Raw genomic sequence first — 21073 nt, 5'->3', positions numbered from 1 at the left:
AACGGCGATTACTCGGACGTCACCTGGGGAAACGCCGCCGCCCGATCTTGGAATGTGAGACGGGCGTGCCGGAAAACAGCGCGTGACCGATCCGTGATGAGTCTCTAGCGTCGTAATCAGCCCGATACCACCGGGCAAGCAACACCGGCCCGTCGCCGCTGACTCTGCCCCGCGGGACCGGAACTCGATACCTGATCGAGGGGCAGGGACGAGGCACAGCTCCGAATCCGGGCAGCGGGATCGACATCGTCGGCCGCCGCAGTGCCTCGCCAGCAGACGCGAGAGGAATTCAACCGCATCATGGCAAACTTCACCTTCAAGCGCGCCCTCGGCACCGTCGCCGCCACCGCGGCCCTGGCCATCACCCCGTTCGCACTCGGCACCGGCACCGCCAACGCCGCCTCCGGCAACTGGGACGCCGTCGCGCAGTGCGAGAGCAGTGGGAACTGGGCCATCAACAACGGCAACGGCTACCACGGTGGCCTGCAGTTCTCGCCGAGCACCTGGAACGCCTACGGCGGCCAGCAGTACGCCCCCACCGCCGACCAGGCGACCCGGGAGCAGCAGATCGCCATCGCCGAGAACGTCCTCGCCGGCCAGGGCGTCGGTGCGTGGCCGGTGTGCGGTCAGTACCTCTGACCCCACCGCCCGGGCTCACGCCCGTAGCAGCCGAACGAACCCCGCGTGCACCGCACGCGGGGTTCGTCGGGTTCTCACCGGATCCGCGACGCGGCCGACCGGCGGTAGGCGGCGGCCTCGAAGTCGAGGTATCCCCCGAACGAGACGGCGTCGGCGAAGGGCAGGATCTGGGTAGCCCAGAAACCGGCGATGCCGTTCTGGCGGTCGATCCAGTAGTACAGGTTCGCCAGGCCGGCCCAGCCGAGCGCCCCGGCGGGCCGACCCGTCGGCGCCGGCTCCTCGTTGACCATGAACGTGTATGCCCAGTTCTTGGGTAGCCCGGGGAAGAACTCCGCATCGTTCGACAGCGCGGGGATCACGCCCGGCAGGGCGGTGATCTGCTGCCCGTCCAAACCGCCGCGCACCGCGTCGGCGACCGTTCCGGCGGCCAGCACCCGGCCGCCGGGCGCGTCCCCGTCGCGCAGCCACATCCGGAGGAACCTCAGGTAGTCCGGGACGGTCGTGTACAGACCGTGGCCCCCCATGTGGACCTCCGGATCCTGGGGGAGCACCATCTCGGGCATCGGTACGACTGTCCCGTCCTCGCCGCGCTGGTGGACGACGGCGAGCCGGTCGCGCATGTCGGCGGTGAGGGTGAACGCCGTGTCCGCCATCCCGAGGGGCTCGAAGATCCGTTCGCGCATCACCTCCCCGAGGCGCCGGCCCCGCACGGCCTCGACCACCAGCCCGCACCAGTCGATGTTCGAGCCGTACATCCACCGCTCGCCCGGATCGAACAGCAGCGGGGTCCGCAGCGCGGCCTTCGACGCCGTGATGACGCTGGGCTGACCGTGCTCCTCGGCGAGACGCCGGTAGTTCTCGTTAAAGAAGTCGTACCCGAGGCCGGCCGTGTGGAGCAGCAGCATGCGGGTGGTGATGTCCCGTTTCGGCGCGCGCAGCAGGGGCTCGCCGTCCGTTCCGAAGCCCTCGAGAACCTGGAGTTCGCCGATCTCCGGCACATACCGGGCGGCGGGGGCGTCGAGGTCGAGCAGGCCCTCCTCGACGCACTGGAGTGCCGCGGTGCCGGTGATCGCCTTCGTCGTGGAGAAGGCGGCGAACACGGTATCGGCGGTCATGGCCGTGCCGGACCCGGCCGTCCGTTCCCCGGCCACCCCCGAATACACCACGTCGTCCCGGTCGGTGAGCATGGCCACCACGCCCGGCAGGCCCCCCGGGCTGTGGGTGAGTTCCCGTAGGGCTGCATCCATGGTGCTCGCGAAGTCGTCTGTCACGGTTCCTCCTGTGCGCGGGTCCGCCGCCGGTGGGCTCACCGGCGTCGGATGCGGACGCTACGGACAGGGATGTGACGTGGGCCACCTCCGATCGGCACGCGCTGTCGGATTTCGGCATTCACCGTCCGCGGGCCCGGGCGAGGGTCCGCGACGGGTTCTCGCCGAATCGGCGACGGTAGGCGGCGGCGAAGACGCCCATGTTGACGTAGCCCCAGCGGGCCGCCACCGCGGAGACGGTGCACTCGGCCGACGCCGCGGCGAGTTCGTCGCGGATGTGCTGCAATCGCACGTCGCTCAGATACCGGTTCGGCGTCGTGTCCAGGTGGCGGCGGAACCCGCCCGACAGTGCGCGCACGCTGACGCCCACGGCGGCGGCGATCTCGGGGACCGTGGGCAGATCCGCGGCGTGCTCGCGGATGTACTGTTCCGCGCGGCGGACGTACGCCGGCGCGGCCGGCTGCCGGTCGGCGTCGAGCGCGACGCCCGCTGCGGCGGCCCATTCGGTGACGAGGTGACCGAGGAGCAGCTCCTGCAGGTGAGCGCCCGACGGGCCCTGCGCGATGCGCACCGGATCGGCGCGGATCGCGCGGACCGCATACGCGAGCAGCGCGTTCCAGCCCGACGATCCGGCCCCGACGACGCACTTGTGCTGCCACAGACGGTCGTCGGGAACGACGCCGAACCAGCGGTCGGCGAGGTCGGCGACGAGCCGGTGCGGCACCGTCAGGTTGAGCTGGAGATGCTCGTCGTCGAAGTCGACGCGATGCTCGATCCGGCTGCAGTCGGCCACGAAGGTGGCGCCGGAGTCGATCTCCACCTCGCCCGCTGCGACCCGGTGCCGGGCGTGACCGCGGATCGTCGTCAGCACCAGGATGTTGCCGGCCTCGGCCGAGAGCTGGTCGACGGTCACCGGGATCCCGTACCGGAACCGGGTGAGCACGATGTCGCCGATCGCGGCGGAGAACATGCTCGATCGCGGGCGCAGCAGGCTCCCGCTCGGCCGCACGCGATAGGGCATGTACACCTGGTCCGACCACGCCCGGATCTCGTCCCAGTCCGTCGAGACCGTCGCCGGCGAGGGGGCGCAGCCGGAGAACGGGTCCAGCGAATGCACGACGTCCGTCATCCGGCCGAGCCTAGAGCGCCGGGGCGGGCGCCGACACTGCCCGATCGGCTGGGTCCGGGCGCGCGCGACCGGGCACGCGACGGCCCCCGACGCGGTAATGTCCGGCGTGCGTGTGACTGCCTTCACAGCGGTCAGGTACCGTACTCCCGGCACGTCTGGCACGGCGTGCCACAGAGTCCTGCTCCCGAGGAGAACCCATGAGCTTTCGCAGCCCGTTTCCCGACGTCGAAATCCCGGCACTGAGTGTCTACGACTTCCTGTTCGGTTCGATCGCGGAGGCGGACCTCGGTCGCCCGGCGCTGATCGAGGGCGCGTCCGGGGCCGTCACCGACTACCGCGCCCTGATCGGGCAGATCGACGCGATCGCCGGGGCCCTCGCGGCGCGCGGCGTGGGGGTCGGCGACGTCGTCGGCCTGCTCTCGCCGAACGTGCCCGCCTTCGCGTCCGTCTTCCACGGCATCCTGCGGGCGGGCGCGACCGCCACCACGATCAATGCCCTCTACACCGCCGAGGACATCGCCAAGCAGCTCGAGGATTCCAAGGCGACGTTCCTGTTCACCGTCTCCCCGCTGCTGCCGCACGCGAAGGAGGCCGCGGCCAAGGTGGGCATCGCCGACGACCGCCTCGTCGTGCTCGACGGCGCCGAGGGGCACCCGTCGCTGCGCGACCTGCTCGCCGAGAACGCGCCCGCCCCCGAGGTGTCGTTCGATCCGGCCACCCATCTGGCGGTGCTGCCGTACTCGTCGGGCACCACGGGCCGCCCGAAGGGTGTGATGCTCACGCACACCAACCTGGTCGCCAACGTGTGCCAGATCAACCCGCGCATGGGCATCGGCGCCGACGACAAGGTCCTCGCCGTGCTGCCGTTCTTCCACATCTACGGCATGACCGTGCTGCTCAACGCGGCCCTGTACAACCGGGCGTCGCTGGTGACGATGCCGAAGTTCGACCTGCCGGAGTTCCTGCGGATCGTCGCCGAGCAGAAGTGCACGTACGTGTTCATCGCGCCGCCCGTCGCGGTGGCCCTCGCCAAGCACCCCCTCGTCGACCAGTTCGACCTGTCCAGCGTGCACACCGTGTTCTCGGGTGCCGCGCCCCTGGACAAGGAACTCGGCGGTGCGGTGTCCGCGCGGCTCGGCTGCAAGATCCGCCAGGGCTACGGCATGTCGGAGATGAGCCCGGTCAGCCACGCCATCCCGTTCGACGGCGACGACGTGCCGCTCGACTCGGTCGGCCCGACGATCGCCAACATGGAGTGCAAGCTGGTCGACCCGGGCACGCTCGAGGAGGTCGCGTACCCGACCGGCGAGGGTGTCTCCGAGCCGGGTGAGCTGTGGTGCAAGGGCCCCAACGTGATGGTCGGCTACCTCGGCAACCCGCAGGCCACCGCGGAGACCCTCGACGCCGACGGGTTCCTGCACACCGGCGACATCGCCACGGTGGACGCGGCCGGCAACGTCACGATCGTCGACCGGCTCAAGGAACTGATCAAGTACAAGGGCTACCAGGTGCCGCCGGCCGAGCTCGAGGCGCTGCTGCTGACCCACCCGCAGATCGCCGACGCCGCGGTCGTGGGCGTGCTCGACGACGAGGGCGAGGAGGTGCCGAAGGCGTTCGTCGTGCGCCAGCCGAACGCGGAGCTGACCGAGGACGAGGTCATCGAGTTCGTCGCCGAGCGCGTCTCGCCGCACAAGAAGGTGCGCCGGGTGCAGTTCATCGACATCGTTCCGAAGTCCGCCGCGGGCAAGATCCTGCGCAAGGATCTGCGCACGCCGACGGCGTAGCCGGTTACCGTCCGGGCCGCAGGATCCGGCCGAGATGCGCCGTGAGCGCCTCGATCGTCGGATCCTGCGGCCCGGAATCCGACGTAGCCGTCCGGCCGCACCACCACGGCCGCGGCGGCACCGCCGAACCCGTACGCCTGCGCGGCGCGGCCCGCGTCGTCGCGCAGCACCCTGCCGTCGGCCGGCGTCCCGGCGGGTCCCGCCACGAGCACGTACGCCCGCAGCGCGTCGCCGAAACGGTCCGCCGCCCGCTCGGACAGCTCCCGCTGGGACGCCAGCGCCTGCACCGTCGGCGCCCACAGCAGCACCGTGTGACCGGGGTGGCGCAGCAGCTCGTGCAGCCGGAGCGGCGACGCGACGGCGTCCTGTCGCAGTCCCGTCGCGTCCGGGGCGCGATCACCCGGGGCCGGACCGCCCCCGTCCGGCACGTCGCCGCCCACGAGCGGGCTGCCGGGGTAGCCGAGCAGCAACTGGGCCTCGCGCGCGATCGCGGTCGCCGCGTCCGTCTCGCCGGCCCCGATGCCCTGCCGGGCGTGCCGCACGGTGCGGCCCACTACCTGCTCCCCGATAGGCCGGCGCTCGGCGTCGTAGCTGTCGAGCAGGCCGTCGGCGGCGCGGCCCTGCACCGCCAGCGCGAGCTTCCAGCCGAGGTTGTAGGCGTCCTGGATGCCGGTGTTCATACCCTGCGCCCCGGTGGGCGGATGGATGTGCGCGGCGTCCCCGGCCAGGAACACCCGGCCCCCACCGTAGTTCCCGGCGAGGCGGTGGCTGATCCGGAACACCGACGACCAGCGCAGGGCACTCGCCCGTGTCGGTTCCGGCGCCAGCCGGTCGAGCACCGCCTGGATGTGACCGAGGGTGGGCCGGCGCCCGCCCTCGAGTCCGTGCGCGACGGTTCCGACGCCGGGCGCGGACGTCGCCAGGTCCGGCGCGACGAACGTCGACAGGCGGTAGCGGCCGTCGCCGGGCAGCGGGATGCACACCATCATGTCCGTCGTCGTGCCGTCGGTCCGCGTCGACGCGCGGATGCCGTAACCGGCCGGCATCGACCAGTCCAGTTCGACGTCGGCGAGCATGTACTCCTCGGGGAACGCGTCGCCGTCGAAGGACACCCCGAGGCTCTTGCGCACGGCGCTGTGCGCGCCGTCGCAGCCGAGCAGATAGCGGGCGGCCAGCCGCGTCGTGTCCTCGCCGTCGCGCAGGGCGGCGACCACGCCGTCCGCGGTCCGGTCGAAGCCGGTCAGTTCGACGCCGCGGCGCACGACGGTGCCGTGCTCGGCCAGGGCCTGCGTCAGCACCCGTTCGGTGGCGTACTGGGGCATGCAGACGAATCGGTACGGCACGTCTTCGGGCAGTGCGAGTTCGAGGCGCATCACCTCCTGCCCGTCGACGTACACGAGCTGCCCGTGCATCGGCGCGGACACGTCGAGCGACGGCCGGAGCACGCCCATCGCGTCCCACACCTCGAGCGTGCGCGGCTGGATACCGACCGCCTTGGCGTGCTGCGGCGGCTCCGGGAGCCGATCGACGATCACGACGTCGACGCCGCGCCGGCGCAGTTCCAGCGCGGCGGTCAGTCCGACCGGGCCGGCGCCGACCACCAGGACCGAGGTCTCGCTCATCGGGCATACCCTTTCGTCGCGTTCGAGGGAAGTATGTCCGAATCCGCCTCCGGCGCGTGCCCGTTCGCCGCATCCTGCTTCCGTGCCGACGGGACCACGCTCCGGACCCTCTCGCCGCCGGGCAGCGCGCGCCCGACGTCACACGTCGAGGATGTGCGGCAGCCCGGCGCGGTAGCGGTCGGCGTCGATCCGCCGCATCGGCTCGAGCTCGGGCGGCTCGTGCAGGCGGTACCGCGCCGGCGGTGCGGCGGGCGAGTCGGCGGCCTCGAGCAGCGCGGCGACGGCCGCCCGCGCCGATTCGCCGGCCGATTCCATGGTCGCGAGATCGATGTCGGTGCGGACGTAGTCGCCGGCGAGGAAGAGGTTCGGGATCGCGGTGCGCGCGTCCGGACGGTCGGCCCACGAGCCGACGGTGTTGACGAGCAGGGGAGTGTCGTTCGTGTTGCGGGCCTGCGCGGCGTCCCACCGGACGCCGGGATCGAGGAACCACGAGACGACGTCGTTCTCGTCGAGGACGCCAGTGCCGGTGTCGTCGAGGCACGCCGACATCTGCGCCCACGTCTCCCGGGCGATCTCCTCGGCGGTGCACTCCTTCGCGGTCTTCCCGTGGAGGATGCCGGGGGTGTCCCAGTCGGAGATGTCCACCGACAGGCAGTCGTGGGCACTGCCGTCGCCGTAGCGGGCGGCGAAGTCCCCGCGCCAGAACTGGCCCTGGCTGATGGAGGTCAGGGCCCACGGCGAGCCGAGGTAGGCGACGTGCCCGTCGGCGATCGGGGTGGGCCGGCGCAGGAAGTACTGGATGCCCACCATCCAGTCCGTCTGCAGGTTCCGCATGGCCCCGAGCCGCGGATCGGCGGCGACGATCCGCGGTGACCACAGCGGCACGGCCCGCTCCACGGGCATCGCCGCGACGTACCAGTCGGCCTCGGCGACGGCGCGGGTGCCGCCGCCGTCCACCAGCCGTGCTCCGGTGATCGAGCCCGAGGAGATGTCGAGAGCCTCGGCCGCCCAGCCCATTTCGAATCGAACGCCGAGGGCGCGCAGGTGCGCGGCCCACGGGTCGATCCAGGCCTCGTTCGTGGGGGCGGCGAGGAGCCGGTCCAGGTGACCGTACTCGGGGACGGTGCCCATCGCGTTCCACACGAACGCCTGGCCCATGATGCCGATGGTGCGGGTGGACGCGACGGTGGGCCGGGCGGCCACCAGTTGCCGGGTCAGCGCCGAGACGAGGATGTTGCGGTAGGCCGGCGACTTGCCGTCGGCCTCGAGCGTCTGCGACCACGTCTGGTGCTCCCACTGGCCGTGGCGGCGTTCGAGGCTGCTGGTCAGGAACATCACCAGCTTGCGGGTGAAGACGGCCAGCTCGTGCGGGGGGATCGCGCCGCCGAGGGAGAAGGCGGCGGCCAGGGACTCCTGCAGCGAGGCGGGGTCGAGGACGTCGGGGCGCAGCGGCGCGATCGACGCGGGGGCGGTCAGGTCGGGCCCGCCGGGGATCGCCATCCGGAAGGCGGATCCGGCGACGAGGTTGTCGAACACGCCGTTCGGGTTGCCCGGGAAGGGGATCCGCCGCATCGTGTCGGGGATGTGCCGGTAGAAGCCCGGGAAGAAGCGGAAGCCGTGCTCGCCGGGCAGGTCGGCGCGTCCACCGGACCCGGTGCCCGGCGACGGGATGCTGCGGGCCTTGCCGCCGAGGGCAGTCGGTTCGAAGACGGTGACCTCGAAGCCGCGTTCGATCAGTTCGTGGGCGGCCGTCAGGCCTGCTATCCCGCCGCCGAGCACGGCGACGCGCCGGCCCCCCGAGCGCGGTGCGGGCGAGCGCGGTGCGGCGTGTGCGGTCGTGGGCGCGACCGCGACCGTGCCCAGGGCGGTGAGGAAGGTGCGGCGGGAAAGCCGGGTGTCGAACACGAGAATCCCCCGATCCGGACGTCGTTCTGAAAACAACCGTTGTCACATATATCCGATGTGTGCGGCCCGCGGGGCGGATTCGCCGAACGGTGCGGACGTGGCACCGCCGCCCGGGCGTGCCAGGATTGGCCCATGACCAACGGAACACTTGTGTTGCTCCGCCACGGCGAGAGCGAATGGAACGCGATGAACCTCTTCACGGGGTGGGTGGACGTGCACCTGACCGACAAGGGGATCGCCGAGGGCAAGCGTGCCGGCGAGCTGCTCGCGGAGCACGGTCTCCTGCCGGACGTGCTGTACACGTCGCTGCTGCGCCGCGCGATCAGCACCGCCAACTACGCGCTCGACGCCGCGGATCGGCACTGGATCCCGGTCGTGCGTGACTGGCGCCTGAACGAGCGGCACTACGGTGCGCTGCAGGGCAAGAACAAGGCGGAGATCAAGGCGGAGTTCGGCGAGGAGCAGTTCATGCTGTGGCGCCGCAGCTACGACACCCCGCCGCCCCCGATCGAGCCCGGCAGCAAGTACAGCCAGGACAGCGACGTCCGATACGCGGACGTCGACGAGGTGCCGCTCACCGAGTGCCTGAAGGACGTCGTCGAGCGCCTGATCCCGTACTGGGAGGAGACCATCTCCCAGGACCTGCGGGCCGGCCGGACCGTTCTGATCACGGCCCACGGCAACTCGTTGCGCGCCCTCGTCAAGCACCTCGACGGGATCTCCGACGAGGAGATCGCCGGGCTGAACATCCCCACCGGCATCCCGCTGCGCTACGACCTCGACGAGGACCTGCGCCCGCTGAACCCGGGCGGCACGTACCTCGATCCCGAGGCGGCCGCGGCCGGTGCCGCCGCCGTCGCCGGCCAGGGCGGGCGGTAGTCCCCCCGGGGGCCGCGGGCAGCCGTCCCGCGGCCCCGGGAAACGGCCGGTGAACACGCGGCAAATGCCGCGAACATGCGGCGTGACGTGCGGCGGAATGCCCCGACCCGCTGTCACCGTCCCGCCGTGCCTACGTACGATTCGAGACGTGACTGTTGTGCAGGCCGTGCTGCTCGCCGGGGCCGCCGTCCTCGGTGCCGTGTTCGCGATCGTGCTGATGCGGCTCCTCCGGGGCCGGGCCACCGACCGCACGGACGCCGACCTGACCATGGCGCAGGTGCTCGACCGCGTCGTCTACGGCGCGGACACGGGTATCGCCGTCGTCGACCGGTTCCACGACGTCATCCTGTTCAACCCGCGCGCCGAGGAACTCGGCCTCGTCCGCAACCGGCTCGTCGAGGACTCGGCCTGGGCGGCCGCCACCCGGGTCCTCGAGACCGGTGAGCCCGTCGAGCTCGACCTCACCGCGAAGAGCCCGCGCGGTCGCGAGCGCGTCGCGGTGCGCTGCGTTGCGCGGCGCCTGCTCGACGACGACGCACGATTCGTCGCGCTCTACGCCTACGACGACTCCGAGCAGGTCCGGATGGAGGCCACGCGCCGGGACTTCGTCGCCAACGTCAGCCACGAACTCAAGACGCCGGTGGGCGCGATGGCCTTGCTCGCCGAGGCCCTGCTCGAATCCGCCGACGACCCGGAATCCGTACGGCACTTCGGAACCCGGCTGCAGAGCGAGGCCAACCGGCTCGGCAACATGGTGACCGAACTGATCGCGCTCTCGCGTCTGCAGGGGGCCGAGAAGCTCCCGAACCTCGAGGTGGTCGAGGTCGACGACGTCGTCGAGGAGGCGCTGCGCCGCACCCGCCTGACCGCCGAGAACGCGCAGATCACCGTCACCACCGACTCTCCCAGCGGATACGAGGTCCTCGGCGATCAGACGCTGCTCGTCACCGCCCTGGCCAATCTCATCGAGAACGCGGTCGCCTACTCGTCCCCGGGCTCGCCGGTCTCGGTCAGCCGGTCCCTGCGCGCGGGCAAGGTGGCGATCGCGGTGACCGACCGCGGCATCGGGATCGAGAAGGAGGACCAGGAGCGCGTCTTCGAACGGTTCTTCCGGGTCGACAAGGCCCGTTCCCGCGCCACCGGCGGCACCGGTCTCGGCCTGGCGATCGTCAAGCACGTCGCCGCCAACCACAACGGGGAGATCCGGTTGTGGAGCCAGCCGGGAACCGGATCGACGTTCACGCTTCTCATCCCCGCCCACTCGGCCGACCCCCGCGAGTCACAGGTCGCCTCCCTTCGCCGCGAGGGCGGGGCGGCGCTGACGGCGGAGCGGTGACGACCACGCCGACATCCACGACGAGAAACGGAAGCGAGCCGGATGCACCAGGTAACGGAAGGTACGGAGGACCAGCAGTGACGCGTGTGCTGATCGTGGAGGACGAGGAATCGCTGGCGGATCCGCTCGCGTTCCTGCTGCGCAAGGAGGGCTTCGACACCACCGTCGTCGGCGACGGACCGTCGGCGCTCGCGGAGTTCGACCGGGCCGGCGCGGACATCGTCCTGCTCGACCTGATGCTGCCCGGCATGAGCGGCACCGACGTGTGCAAGCAACTGCGCAGCCGGTCCGGCGTGCCGGTGATCATGGTGACCGCTCGCGACAGCGAGATCGACAAGGTCGTCGGCCTCGAGCTGGGAGCGGACGACTACGTCACCAAGCCGTACTCGGCGCGTGAACTCATCGCCCGCATCCGCGCGGTGCTGCGCCGCGGCGGGGAGAGCGACGCCGAGTCCGCACAGGACGACGGGATCCTCGAGGCCGGGCCGGTGCGGATGGACGTGGACCGGCACGTCGTGCACGTGGGCGGGAAACCGGTCACCCTGCCGCTCAAGGAGTTCGACCTGCTCGAGTACCTCCTGCGCAACTCCGGCCGGGTGCTCACGCGCGGCCAGCTCATCGACCGGGTCTGGGGTGCCGACTACGTCGGCGACACCAAGACCCTCGACGTGCACGTCAAGCGGCTGCGTTCGAAGATCGAGGCCGATCCCGCCAAGCCGCAGCACCTGGTCACCGTCCGCGGCCTCGGCTACAAGCTCGAGGGGTAGGCGGCGGGCTCCGGCGTCCGCTCGGCGGCGGCCGTCGTCGCGGGGTGCACGGCGATCAGGCCCAGCCCCTCGCGGCGGCGGCACAGCCGCGCGAGCTCCTCGTAGGCGGCATCGCCGATCAGCTCGCGCAGTTCCGGCGCGTACGACTGCCACACCGGCGAGGCGCCCACGTGGGCGTCCGGCGATCCGGAGCAGTACCAGTCCAGGTCGTGGCCGCCCTCGCCCCAGCCGCGCCGGTCGTATTCGGTGACGACGGTGCGCAGCACCTCGGTGCCGTCGGGGCGCTCGACCCAGTCCTGGGTCCGGCGGATCGGCAGCTGCCAGCACACGTCCGGCTTCACCTCGAGGGGTTCGATGCCACGCCGCAGCGCCATCTTGTGCAGCGAGCAGCCGATGCCACCGGCGAAACCGGGCCGGTTGAGGAAGATGCAGGCACCCTTGTAGCGGCGGGTGCGCAGGGCCGGCTCGTCCTCGAGGTCGTCCTCCTCGAGGTAGCCCTTCTTGCCGAGTCCCTTCTCCATGAACTGCCAGTCCTCGGGAGTGAGATGTCTCACGGCGGCGTCCAGCTTGGCGCGATCGTCGTCGTCCGACAGGAACGCCCCGTGGGAGCAGCACCCGTCGTCCGGGCGGTCGGCGATGATGCCCTGGCACGCGGGCGTGCCGAACACGCAGGTCCAGCGGGAGAGCAGCCACGTCAGGTCGGCGGCGACGACGTGCTCGCTGTTGTCCGGGTCGGTGAACTCGACCCATTCGCGCGGGAAGTCGAGAGGAACTTCGGGGGCCGGGACCTGCTTGTGTGCGGCGCCGGGCATACCTGCTGTCACAGGACCCGACGGTAGACCCAGTACCGTATGTATGTGCGCCTAGGGGTACTCGACGTCGGAAGCAACACCGTCCATCTGCTCGTGGTGGACGCTCATCGCGGTGGCCATCCCACCCCCATGAGTTCGACGAAGGCCACCCTGCGCCTGTCCGAGAACACGGACGACCGCGGCGACATCACCCCGCAGGGCGCCGACCGGCTGGTCGAGACGGTCGCCGACTTCGCGGGCATCGCCCGCACCTCCGGGTGCGAGGAGCTGATGGCCTTCGCGACCTCCGCGGTGCGCGACGCCAACAACTCCGAAGCGGTTCTCCGTCGCGTCCGCGCCGAGACCGGCGTCGCACTCGAGGTGCTCTCCGGCGTGGACGAGGCCCGGCTGACGTTCCTGGCGGTCCGGCGCTGGTACGGCTGGAGCGCGGGACGCATCCTGTGCCTCGACATCGGCGGCGGCTCCCTCGAGCTGACCTTCGGCGGCGACGAGGACCCGGACTGCGCGTTCTCGTTGCAGCTCGGCGCCGGTCGCCTCACCCGGGACTGGCTGAGCGAGGACCCGCCCGGCAAGCGGCGCGTCGCGGTGCTGCGGGACTGGCTCGACGCCGAGCTCGTCCGCCCCGCCCAGGAGCTTCGTGCGGCCGGCGTTCCCGACCTGTGCGTCGGAAGCTCGAAGACCTTCCGCACCCTGGCGCGGCTGACCGGTGCCGCCCCGTCGTCGGCGGGCCCGCGCGTGCGGCGCACCCTGACCGCCGCCGGGCTGCGTCAGCTCATCGCGTTCATCTCCCGCATGACGACCGCGGACCGTGCCGAGCTTGAGGGCGTGAGCTCCGACCGGTCGCAGCAGATCGTCGCCGGTGCGCTGGTCGCGGAGGCCGCCATGCGCGCGCTGGGAGTGGAGACGCTCGACATCTGTCCCTGGGCCCTGCGAGAGGGGCTCATCCTCCGCAAACTCGACACCGAGATGGGGGGCGAATTGATGGTGGTTTCGCAATGACGGACGGTCACAGCACCGACACCGGGCAGATCTCCGTCGCGGAGCTGCTGGCCCGGAACGGCCAGAAGGTGAATTCCCGCGCCGGCGGACGGCGCCGCCGCGGCGTCAGCGGGGGAATCTCGGTCGCGGAACTGACCGGAGAGATTCCCGTCAGCATTCCGGAGCCCGAGCCGACCGAGCCTCCGGAGACGAAGGCCCCGGAGGCCGAGGCTCCGGAGGCCGAGCCGGCCGCGTCCGCCCCGCCTGCGGCGCCGAAGGCGGAGTCCGTCGTGCCGGCGAAGGCGGCACCCGTGGTGCCGGTGAAGCCGGCGCCCGTCGTGCCGGTGAAGCCGGCGCCCGTCGTGCCGGTGAAGGCGCAGCCCGTCGTACCGGCGAAGGCGGGGCCCGTGGTGCCGGCGACGCCGAAGGTCGAGCCCCTCGCACTCGAGGCGCCGAAGGTCGAGCCGGAGACCCAGGTCCCGCCGTCGCCGCCCCGGACGCGCGAGGAGCCGGCAGCCGCCGAGCGGGTGCAGCCGGTGAAGGTCGAGTCGCCGACCGAGATCATCCGCCCGGCCGTCCTGCCGCGGCGGGCGCGGGCCCACGCCGAGGTGACCGCGAGCGCGCCGGCGCGGCCCGCCGACGCCCCCGAGCCGAGGCTGCTGTCCGGGCCCGCGAGCGACCTGCGGGGCAACGGTGACGACACCGCCGACGGCGACACCGAGACGATCGGCGAGCCCGTCGCCGCGGACGAGCCGGACGAGGAGAAGCCGGAGGAGCGGTCCGCGCGGTCACGCCGTCGCCGCGGCACTGCCGCCCCGGCGGAGACCCCGGCCGCGGCGGAGCCGGACGAGGCCCCGTCCGACACCGGTGAGCCGCGCGGCGCGATCGGTCAGTGGGTGCGGCTGATCGGCGAGGGCGTCGTCGCGATCATCGCGGGCGCGCTGCTGTTCAAGGGCTTCGAACAGTTGTGGGACGCGTTGCCGTGGGTGGCGTTCGCGCTCGCACTGCTGGTCATTGTCGGCCTGGTGGCGATGGTGCGCATCCTCCGCCGCACCGACGACATCACGAGCCAGCTCATCGCTCTCGCCGTGGGCGCCTTCGTGACGTTCGGTCCGCTGTTGTTCCTGCTGCCCACCGGCTGATCCGCACGTCGTCATGAGCGTCCTTTCGCGAGAGATCCTGGTCGGGTTGTCGACCGCCTCGGTGTATCCGGAGAACACCGAGGCGGCCTTCCGCTATGCGGCCGAACTCGGCTACGACGGCGTGGAGCTGATGATCTGGGCCGAGTCGGTGAGCCAGGACGTGCGGGCGGTGCAGGCGCTGGTGCGCAAGTACGGCGTACCGGTGCTGGCGGTGCACGTGCCGTGCCTGCTGATCTCGCAACGCGTGTGGGGCTCGGACCCGGCCGCGAAGCTCGAGCGGTCGGTGCGGGCGGCGGAATCGTTCGGTGCCACGTCGGTGGTGGTGCATCCGCCGTTCCGGTGGCAGCGACGCTACGCGGACGGCTTCGCGGATCAGGTGGCGGACCTCGAGGACCGCAGTCACGTGGTCGTCGCGGTGGAGAACATGTACCCGATGCGCGCCGACGTGTTCTTCGGCGGCCGCGACCGGACCGCCCAGCGCATGCGCAAGCGGGGCGGGCCGGGCCGGGCGGTGTCGGCCTACAGCCCGTCGATCGATCCCACCGACACCGGCTTCGCGCACTACACGCTGGACCTCTCGCACACCGCCACGGCGGGGATGGACGCGGTGGCGCTCGCCGAGCGCATGGGCGGTGGTCTGGCCCATCTGCACCTCGCGGACGGCCACGGTGCTTCGACGGACGAACATCTGCTCCCGGGCGAGGGGGGCCAGCCGTGTGAGCAGGTGTGCCGGCTCCTCGCCGAGAGCGACTTCTCCGGGCACGTCGTCCTGGAGGTCAGCACCCAGGGGGCGCGTACCCGGTCCGCGCGGGCACGGGCGCTGGCCCAGGCGCTGGCCTTCGCGCGCGAGCATCTGCACCGCGCCCCGCGGCTGGCGATCACCACCGGGCCCGAGCATCCGCGTTCGACGGCGATCGAGCAGGTTCGCGCGTCAGGCCAGGGCGCCGATCCCGGCGCCGAGAACCACGACGCCTGAGATCGTCACCCCGGCGACGAGGGCGGCGGCGCCGAGCCACACCGAGGCGATCATCGCCCCCGGCCGCCGGGGGTCGGGGCCGAGCACGGACAGGAAGAATCCGGCCGGGATCAGGATCGCCGAGCCGAGCACGGCGAGCGCGCCGGCCGCAGCCCATCCGGGTGAGGCGCCGACCGCGTCGGTGAGCACCGCCACGAGCAATCCCAGGGTGACGAGGACGCCGGCGTGGGCGTGACCGGCCCGGAAGAAGGCCTTCTGCAGCTCGTTGGCCGGCACCCGCCCGCCGGTGACGCGCAGCAGGAACGTGCCGCCGAAGGCGATCCCGGCGACGGTGAGCAGGGTGGCGCCGAGGGCGATGACGAGTACGGGATGCACGAGGTCCTCCTCGCAGACAATTGGATAGTTGCAATATCCAATACTGGATAGTTGTACTATCCGATGTCAAGAGGAGGTGGCAATGCGGATCTCGGAACTGGTGGCCCGCACCGGCGTCCCGTTGGCGACCGTGAAGTACTACCTGCGCGAAGGCCTGCTGATGCCGGGCGAGGCGACCAGCGCCACCCAGGCCCGGTACGACGAGCGGCACGTCCGCCGCCTCGCCCTGATCCGTGCGCTCGCCGCCCAGGGGCTGCCGCTGCCGCGCATCCGCGAGATCGTCCGTCTCCTCGACGGCACCGACGAGTCGCTGTTCGTCGCCCTCGGCCGGGCCATCGCCGCGCTGCCGCCCTACCCGCCCGACGACGACGCGCCCGAACCCCGCGACTGTCCGCGTGCCCGGCGCGTCCTCGAGCGGCTCGGCCAGCTCTACGACCCGCGGTTCGCGGCCGTCGCGCAGCTCGAGCGAGCCCTGGCCGCCCTCGAATCCGCCGGCCTGGCGATGAGCGACGAGCGCATCGACGTCTACGGACGGCACGTGCTCGGCATCGCCGAGCTCGACCTCGACCTGCTGCCCACCCGGTCCCGGGATGCGACGGTCGAGGCGGCGGTCCTCGGCACGGCCCTGTACGAACCCGTCCTCACCGCGATGCGCCGCCTCGCGCACCAGCACCTTGCCGCCCGCCGCTTCACCGAGTTCTTCCCACCCGGTTCCCCCGACAGCCCCGTCGCCGATTCCCAGGAGCAGCAGTGACCGACGCCGTGCCCGATCCCGAGAACCACCCGTTCCGCGACCTGACGACACTCGACGCCGCCGGCGGCGATCGCTGGCTCGCCCACATCGCCCCGGTCTGGACGATCGGCCCCAAGGTGCACGGCGGTTGCATGCTCGCCGTGTGCGCCGCGGCGGCCCGGTCGGCGCTGCAGGCCGCCGGGTCCGATCCGGCCGTGCAGCCCCTCGCGGTGAGTGCCGGGTTCGTCGCCGCCCCCGACCCCGGCGACGTGCAGCTGACCACCACCGTCCGCAAGCTGGGCAAGCAGGTCGGTCTGGTCGACGTGGAGCTGGCCCAGGGCGACCGCATCGCGGTCCGTGCCTCGGTGACGCTCGGGCAGCCCGACGCGGGCGAGCCGCGATACACCGCGCCGCACCCGGTCACCGGGCTGCCGGTGCAGCCGCCCGCCGGCGCGCCCCTCATCGGGCCCGGCCATCCCATGGCGCAGGTGGTGAACCTGTGCGGCGGGGCCGACCTCGTCGTGGACGAGACCAGCGCCCGCTTCCTCGCGGGAGAGCAGGGCGAACCGGTGGTGCGGATGTGGGCGCGGCCGTGGCCGGGGGACGAGGCCGACGTCGATACCGCCGTGCTGTTCGCGCTGATGGCCGGGGACATCTCGGCCCCGGTCACGATGAACCGCGGCCTGTTCGGCTGGGCTCCGACCGTGCAGCTCACCGCCTACCTGCGGCGACTGCCGGCGCCCGGCTGGCTGCGGATCATGGCCGACAGCACGGTCCTGGGCAACGCCTGGTTCGAGGAGGACCACACGGTCGTCGACGCCACCGGCGCCGTCGTCGTGCAGAGCCGCCAGCTCGCGATGATCCCGCGCTGATCGTCGGGGCGATGCGGGGCACGACAACGGTCGTGGCAGGCTGTTGCCCATGACGAGAATTGCGGTGATCGGTGGCGGCAGGATCGGCGAGGCGCTGGTCTCGGGGCTGCTGCAGAGTGGATTCGCGACCAAGGATCTGGTGGTCGTCGAGAAGTTCCCGGCCCGGACCGAGGAGCTGGCCACCGAGTACTCGATCCGCGTCACCGACTCGATCGCCGACGCGGCCGAAGGCGCCGACGTGCTGGTGATCGCGGTCAAGCCGGGCGACGTGGACGTGGTGCTCGCGGACCTGGGCAAGGCCGACCTGGACAGCGACCGCGAGAAGCTGCTGATGTCGCTGGTGGCCGGCGTGCCCACGTCGCGGTACGAGAACAAGCTGCCCGCCGGATCGCCGGTGGTGCGCGTCATGCCCAACACCCCGATGCTGGTCGGGGAGGGTGCGAGCGTGATCGCCGCCGGCCGGCACGTCAAGCCCGACCATCTGGCGCTGGCGCGCGAGATCCTGGAGTCCGTGGGTACCGTGACGGTGGTTCCCGAGTCCCAGATCGACGCGGTCACCGCCGTGTCCGGTTCCGGCCCGGCGTACTTCTTCCTCGTCGCCGAGGCGATGATCGATGCGGGCGTCGCTCTGGGCCTGACGCGGGCGACCACCACCGAGCTGGTGGTGCAGACGATGACCGGTTCGGCGGCCATGCTCGCCCGGTCGGGGGAGAACGCCGCCGACCTGCGTGCAGCGGTGACATCGCCGGGCGGAACCACCGCGGCGGCGATCCGGGAACTCGAGCGCGGCGGCGTCCGGACGGCGTTCTACGAGGCGCTCGCGGCGGCCCGGGACCGCTCCGCGGCCCTCGGTTCGTCCGGGGATTGAGGAAATTCGTCGCGCGCATCGTCGCACGGGAACCATTGGTCACGCTAAGCTCGATCGAGCACGTGCGTGTCTGTTCCGCCGGAGGGGAAGCCGGCGGCGCGGGACGTGCCGGAGGTGTGTAATGGTATCTGGAAGCAAACCGTCGAAGGGTCAACCCGAGGACGGTCAGTCGGTTCTCTCCGGCACCCAGTTCCTCACCGTCGCCGAGGTGGCGGCGCTGATGCGGGTGTCGAAGATGACCGTGTACAGGCTGGTGCACAGCGGGGAACTGCCCGCCGTGCGAGTGGGGCGTTCGTTCCGGGTGCACGCCAAGGCTGTGCACGACTACCTGGAAACGTCCTACTTCGACGTCGGCTGAGCGGTCGACGACCGCAATCGAACCCGGAGCGGACCTCGGTTTCACCGATCGAAACCCGCCCCGGTAGGATTGCTTGTCGTCGTACCGGCCACCCGGTGTCGTGAGGCGCTGAGCTCGTCACCACGAGGCCCAGCGTCGACAACAGGCGTACGTCACCGGCGTGCGCGCAGGAACGCTAGAGAGAACGTGAGGGAAAACCCAGATGGGTTCTGTGATCAAGAAGCGCCGCAAGCGCATGTCGAAGAAGAAGCACCGCAAGCTGCTCCGCCGCACCCGAGTGCAGCGTCGTAAACTCGGCAAGTAGATCGATCTCCCGATGCCCGTCACCCCGCGGTGGCGGGCATCGAGCGTTTCCGCCGGCTCGTCGGCGGCCGGCGAGCGGAATGTCCGGTTCGGCCGGAATGCGGAGTGTGCGCCCGAGGGGCCGAAGGTCCCGCACAGGGGCCATTCCGGTGATCGGTTACTCCGGTGTAATGCTTTGTTGCGAAAGTCACCGTATCGTGAGAGACCGGAGTGACGGCAGGGGGTATGTGGGTGAGTTCGGAGATCGACGGTATCGACCCGCCGAGGGTGGCCCTGGTGACCGGAGCGAGCCGATTCCTCGGTGGCTACCTGGTCACCCGGCTGGCGCAGCATCCGGCGGTCGAGCGCGTCATCGCGGTCGACACCCAGTCGCCCACCAAGGACATGCTGCGGCGCATGGGCCGCGCCGAGTTCGTGCTCGCCGACATCCGCAACCCCCTCATCGGCAAGGTCATCCGGAACATGGACGTCGACACCGTCGTCCACGCGTCGACCCTCACCAAGGCTCCCAAGTCCGGTAGCCGCGCCGCGATGAAGGACATGAACGTCCTCGGCGCGATGCAGTTGTTCGCCGTGTGCCAGAAGACCCCGTCCGTGCGGCGCGTCGTGCTGCGCTCGTCGTCGGTGGTGTACGGCTCGAGCGCGAAGGACCCCGCGAAGTTCACCGAGGAGATGAGCGCGCGCCGGCGGCCGACCGGCGCCTTCGCCCGCGACATGATCGAGGTCGAGGGCTACCTGCGCGGAATGGCGCGCCGGCGGCCCGACATCGCCGCGACGATCCTGCGTCTCGCCCCGACGGTGGGCAACCATATGCCCGGCTCGGTCTCGCGGTACCTCACCTCGCCGATCGTGCCCACCATCCTCGGTCGCGACGCCCGGTTGCAGTTGCTGCACGAGGAGGACGCCCTCTCGGCGCTCGAACGGGCCACCGTCGCGGGGCCGCCCGGGACCTACAACGTCGCCGGCGACGGCATCGTGATGATGTCGCAGGCCGTGCGGCGGGCCGGCGGACTGACCGTGCCGATGCCCTACGGGTTGTTCCGCACCGTCGGGCAGGCACTGATGGGGCCGGTGATGAAATCGTTCAACAAGGAAGAACTCGACTACTTCCACTTCGGGCGCGGCCTGGACACCACGCGGATGCGCACCGAACTCGGCTTCGAGCCGAGGTGGACCACCAAGCAGGCACTCGACGACTTCGCCCGCAACGTCGGACTGCGGCGGGTCGTCCGGACGGAATGGGTCGATCGAACCGAGTCGGTCCTGCTCTCGGCGCTCGGAGAGCGGATGGAGGCGCGATGACAGAAGTTGCCAAGGTGATCCCGCTCCACGGTGGGACGGGGTCGGCGCGGCGGGCGGCCGCACGCCCGGGGGCCGGTTCCGGTCATCCGTCGACGTACGGCCTCGGCTCGCCGACCCCACCCGAGCGCCCCGAGCTGCCCGTGCAGGAGACGGCGGCCGACGGGTTCCTCGACGATCTGCGGCACAAGCTGGTCGGGCAGATCACCGGTACCGCCGAGTTCCTCCGGCGCCGCATCACGGGCGACTACGAGGTGGACGACTTCGGGTTCGATCCGCATTTCACCGACAACGTCCTGCTGCCCGCGCTGCGGCCGCTGTTCGAGAAGTGGTTCCGCGTCGAGGTGCGGGGCATCGAGAACATCCCGGCCGACGGCCGCGCGCTGATCGTCGCCAACCATGCCGGCACGTTGCCGGTGGACGCGCTGATGACCTCCGTCGCGGTGCACGACCTCGCCCACCGTCCGCTGCGGATGCTCGCGGCCGACCTCGCCTTCGGGATGCCGGTCGTCGGCAGCGTCACCCGCAAGGCCGGGCACACCCTCGCGTGCCATCCCGACGCCGAGCGGCTCCTCCGCGAGGATCAGGTCGTCGCGGTGTTCCCCGAGGGGTACAAGGGGCTCGGCAAGCCGTTCAGCGAACGCTACAAGCTACAGCGGTTCGGGCGCGGGGGCTTCGTCTCGGCCGCGCTCCAGACCAAGGCACCGATCGTGCCCTGTTCGATCGTGGGCTCGGAGGAGATCTACCCGAAGATCGCCGACCTCACGTCCATCGCCCGGCTTCTCGGCCTTCCGTACTTCCCGATCACCCCGCTCTTCCCGGCTCTCGGTCCGCTGGGCATCGTTCCGCTGCCCTCGAAGTGGTACATCGAGTTCGGCACACCGATCGCCACCGACGTCTACGACGACGCCGCGGTGGAGGATCCGATGGTGCTGTTCGAGGTCACCGACCACGTGCGGGAGACCATCCAGCAGACGCTGTACCGGTTGCTCACCAAGCGGCGCAACGTCTTTCTCGGCTAGGGCACC

The 21073-nt window shown here is 71.3% G+C and carries 20 protein-coding genes and 1 pseudogene; 15 read left to right on the top strand and 6 right to left on the bottom strand.

Annotated features, from left to right (window positions below; genetic code table 11):
* Nucleotides 1-300 precede the first annotated feature (300 nt).
* Nucleotides 301-639, top strand: coding sequence for a transglycosylase family protein (locus ISO16_RS09145; protein WP_072635765.1), 339 nt, complete (start codon nucleotides 301-303; stop codon nucleotides 637-639).
* A 74-nt stretch (nucleotides 640-713) separates the two neighbouring features.
* Here the strand turns inward: ISO16_RS09145 and ISO16_RS09140 are convergent, their stop codons facing one another.
* Both ISO16_RS09140 and ISO16_RS09135 read right to left on the bottom strand, forming a co-directional pair.
* Entirely contained in the window at nucleotides 714-1910 is a 1197-nt protein-coding gene (locus ISO16_RS09140; RefSeq protein WP_083662546.1) for a serine hydrolase domain-containing protein, read from the bottom strand.
* Nucleotides 1911-2028: 118 nt separating this feature from the next.
* Nucleotides 2029-3036 carry a helix-turn-helix transcriptional regulator gene (locus ISO16_RS09135; protein WP_072635764.1) on the bottom strand — a complete coding sequence of 336 codons (1008 nt, stop codon included), beginning with the start codon at nucleotides 3034-3036 and terminating at the stop codon, nucleotides 2029-2031.
* A gap of 197 nt (nucleotides 3037-3233) precedes the next feature.
* On the opposite strand from ISO16_RS09135, the gene ISO16_RS09130 reads away from it, so the two are divergent.
* Nucleotides 3234-4820 carry an AMP-binding protein gene (locus ISO16_RS09130; protein ID WP_072635763.1) on the top strand — a complete coding sequence of 529 codons (1587 nt, stop codon included), beginning with the start codon at nucleotides 3234-3236 and terminating at the stop codon, nucleotides 4818-4820.
* A 4-nt stretch (nucleotides 4821-4824) separates the two neighbouring features.
* On the opposite strand, the pseudogene ISO16_RS09125 reads toward ISO16_RS09130, so the two are convergent.
* Both ISO16_RS09125 and ISO16_RS09120 read right to left on the bottom strand, forming a co-directional pair.
* Nucleotides 4825-6442 (bottom strand): annotated as a pseudogene (locus ISO16_RS09125) (FAD-dependent oxidoreductase).
* A gap of 138 nt (nucleotides 6443-6580) precedes the next feature.
* Nucleotides 6581-8347: a hydroxysqualene dehydroxylase gene (locus ISO16_RS09120; protein ID WP_072635762.1), complete on the bottom strand. Its 1767-nt coding sequence runs from the start codon at nucleotides 8345-8347 to the stop codon at nucleotides 6581-6583.
* A gap of 132 nt (nucleotides 8348-8479) precedes the next feature.
* Here ISO16_RS09120 and ISO16_RS09115 point away from each other — a divergent pair, with 132 nt between their 5' ends.
* From ISO16_RS09115 to ISO16_RS09105, 3 genes are all read left to right on the top strand, one after another.
* Nucleotides 8480-9226, top strand: coding sequence for a phosphoglyceromutase (locus tag ISO16_RS09115; protein WP_072635761.1), 747 nt, complete (start codon nucleotides 8480-8482; stop codon nucleotides 9224-9226).
* Nucleotides 9227-9443: 217 nt separating this feature from the next.
* Nucleotides 9444-10562, top strand: coding sequence for an ATP-binding protein (locus ISO16_RS09110; protein ID WP_230304579.1), 1119 nt, complete (start codon nucleotides 9444-9446; stop codon nucleotides 10560-10562).
* 77 nt (nucleotides 10563-10639) lie between these two features.
* Nucleotides 10640-11329 carry a response regulator transcription factor gene (locus ISO16_RS09105; RefSeq protein ID WP_029545153.1) on the top strand — a complete coding sequence of 230 codons (690 nt, stop codon included), beginning with the start codon at nucleotides 10640-10642 and terminating at the stop codon, nucleotides 11327-11329.
* Here ISO16_RS09105 and ISO16_RS09100 read toward each other — a convergent pair.
* Nucleotides 11311-12141: a hypothetical protein gene (locus ISO16_RS09100; RefSeq protein ID WP_072635759.1), complete on the bottom strand. Its 831-nt coding sequence runs from the start codon at nucleotides 12139-12141 to the stop codon at nucleotides 11311-11313. The two genes, ISO16_RS09105 and ISO16_RS09100, sit on opposite strands and share 19 nt — an antisense overlap.
* 45 nt (nucleotides 12142-12186) lie before the next feature.
* Between ISO16_RS09100 and ISO16_RS09095 the strand changes: the two genes are divergently transcribed.
* From ISO16_RS09095 to ISO16_RS09085, 3 genes are read left to right on the top strand one after another with little or no spacing between them, the layout of a single operon-like run.
* The gene (locus ISO16_RS09095; RefSeq protein ID WP_029545150.1) at nucleotides 12187-13140 is read left to right on the top strand and encodes a Ppx/GppA phosphatase family protein; all 954 of its coding nucleotides are present in this window, start codon (nucleotides 12187-12189) and stop codon (nucleotides 13138-13140) included.
* Entirely contained in the window at nucleotides 13137-14261 is a 1125-nt protein-coding gene (locus tag ISO16_RS09090) for a hypothetical protein (RefSeq protein WP_072635758.1), read from the top strand. The genes ISO16_RS09095 and ISO16_RS09090 overlap by 4 nt, the downstream gene beginning before the upstream one ends.
* Nucleotides 14262-14274: 13 nt before the next feature.
* The gene (locus tag ISO16_RS09085) at nucleotides 14275-15237 is read left to right on the top strand and encodes a sugar phosphate isomerase/epimerase family protein (RefSeq protein ID WP_006935986.1); all 963 of its coding nucleotides are present in this window, start codon (nucleotides 14275-14277) and stop codon (nucleotides 15235-15237) included.
* Here the strand turns inward: ISO16_RS09085 and ISO16_RS09080 are convergent.
* Nucleotides 15193-15612 carry a hypothetical protein gene (locus ISO16_RS09080; RefSeq protein WP_006935984.1) on the bottom strand — a complete coding sequence of 140 codons (420 nt, stop codon included), beginning with the start codon at nucleotides 15610-15612 and terminating at the stop codon, nucleotides 15193-15195. The genes ISO16_RS09085 and ISO16_RS09080 overlap by 45 nt on opposite strands.
* An 82-nt stretch (nucleotides 15613-15694) precedes the next feature.
* Between ISO16_RS09080 and ISO16_RS09075 the strand changes: the two genes are divergently transcribed.
* The 7 genes from ISO16_RS09075 to ISO16_RS09045 all read left to right on the top strand — a co-directional run bounded on the left by ISO16_RS09075 (nucleotide 15695) and on the right by ISO16_RS09045 (nucleotide 21067).
* The gene (locus ISO16_RS09075; RefSeq protein WP_006935982.1) at nucleotides 15695-16366 is read left to right on the top strand and encodes a MerR family transcriptional regulator; all 672 of its coding nucleotides are present in this window, start codon (nucleotides 15695-15697) and stop codon (nucleotides 16364-16366) included.
* On the top strand, nucleotides 16363-17217 hold the full coding sequence (locus ISO16_RS09070; protein WP_072635757.1) for a thioesterase family protein: 855 nt from the start codon (nucleotides 16363-16365) through the stop codon (nucleotides 17215-17217). The genes ISO16_RS09075 and ISO16_RS09070 overlap by 4 nt, the downstream gene beginning before the upstream one ends.
* Nucleotides 17218-17266: 49 nt before the next feature.
* Nucleotides 17267-18085: a pyrroline-5-carboxylate reductase gene (proC, locus tag ISO16_RS09065; protein WP_029545142.1), complete on the top strand. Its 819-nt coding sequence runs from the start codon at nucleotides 17267-17269 to the stop codon at nucleotides 18083-18085.
* A gap of 121 nt (nucleotides 18086-18206) precedes the next feature.
* Nucleotides 18207-18443: a helix-turn-helix domain-containing protein gene (locus tag ISO16_RS09060; RefSeq protein WP_003937551.1), complete on the top strand. Its 237-nt coding sequence runs from the start codon at nucleotides 18207-18209 to the stop codon at nucleotides 18441-18443.
* 202 nt (nucleotides 18444-18645) lie between these two features.
* A complete protein-coding gene (locus ISO16_RS09055; RefSeq protein ID WP_003402602.1) occupies nucleotides 18646-18747 on the top strand; it encodes a 30S ribosomal protein bS22 in 102 nt (33 codons plus the stop codon).
* A 224-nt stretch (nucleotides 18748-18971) separates the two neighbouring features.
* The gene (locus tag ISO16_RS09050; RefSeq protein WP_044475927.1) at nucleotides 18972-20048 is read left to right on the top strand and encodes an NAD-dependent epimerase/dehydratase family protein; all 1077 of its coding nucleotides are present in this window, start codon (nucleotides 18972-18974) and stop codon (nucleotides 20046-20048) included.
* Entirely contained in the window at nucleotides 20045-21067 is a 1023-nt protein-coding gene (locus ISO16_RS09045) for a lysophospholipid acyltransferase family protein (RefSeq protein ID WP_006935972.1), read from the top strand. The genes ISO16_RS09050 and ISO16_RS09045 overlap by 4 nt, the downstream gene beginning before the upstream one ends.
* The last annotated feature ends 6 nt before the right edge of the window (nucleotides 21068-21073 follow it).

It is taken from the genome of Rhodococcus sp. M8, from assembly GCF_015654185.1.
In the GTDB taxonomy this organism is placed as follows: Bacteria; Actinomycetota; Actinomycetes; order Mycobacteriales; family Mycobacteriaceae; genus Rhodococcus; species Rhodococcus aetherivorans.
Note: the sequence above shows the minus strand (reverse complement) of the source record. Positions and strands in the feature narration are given on the sequence as shown.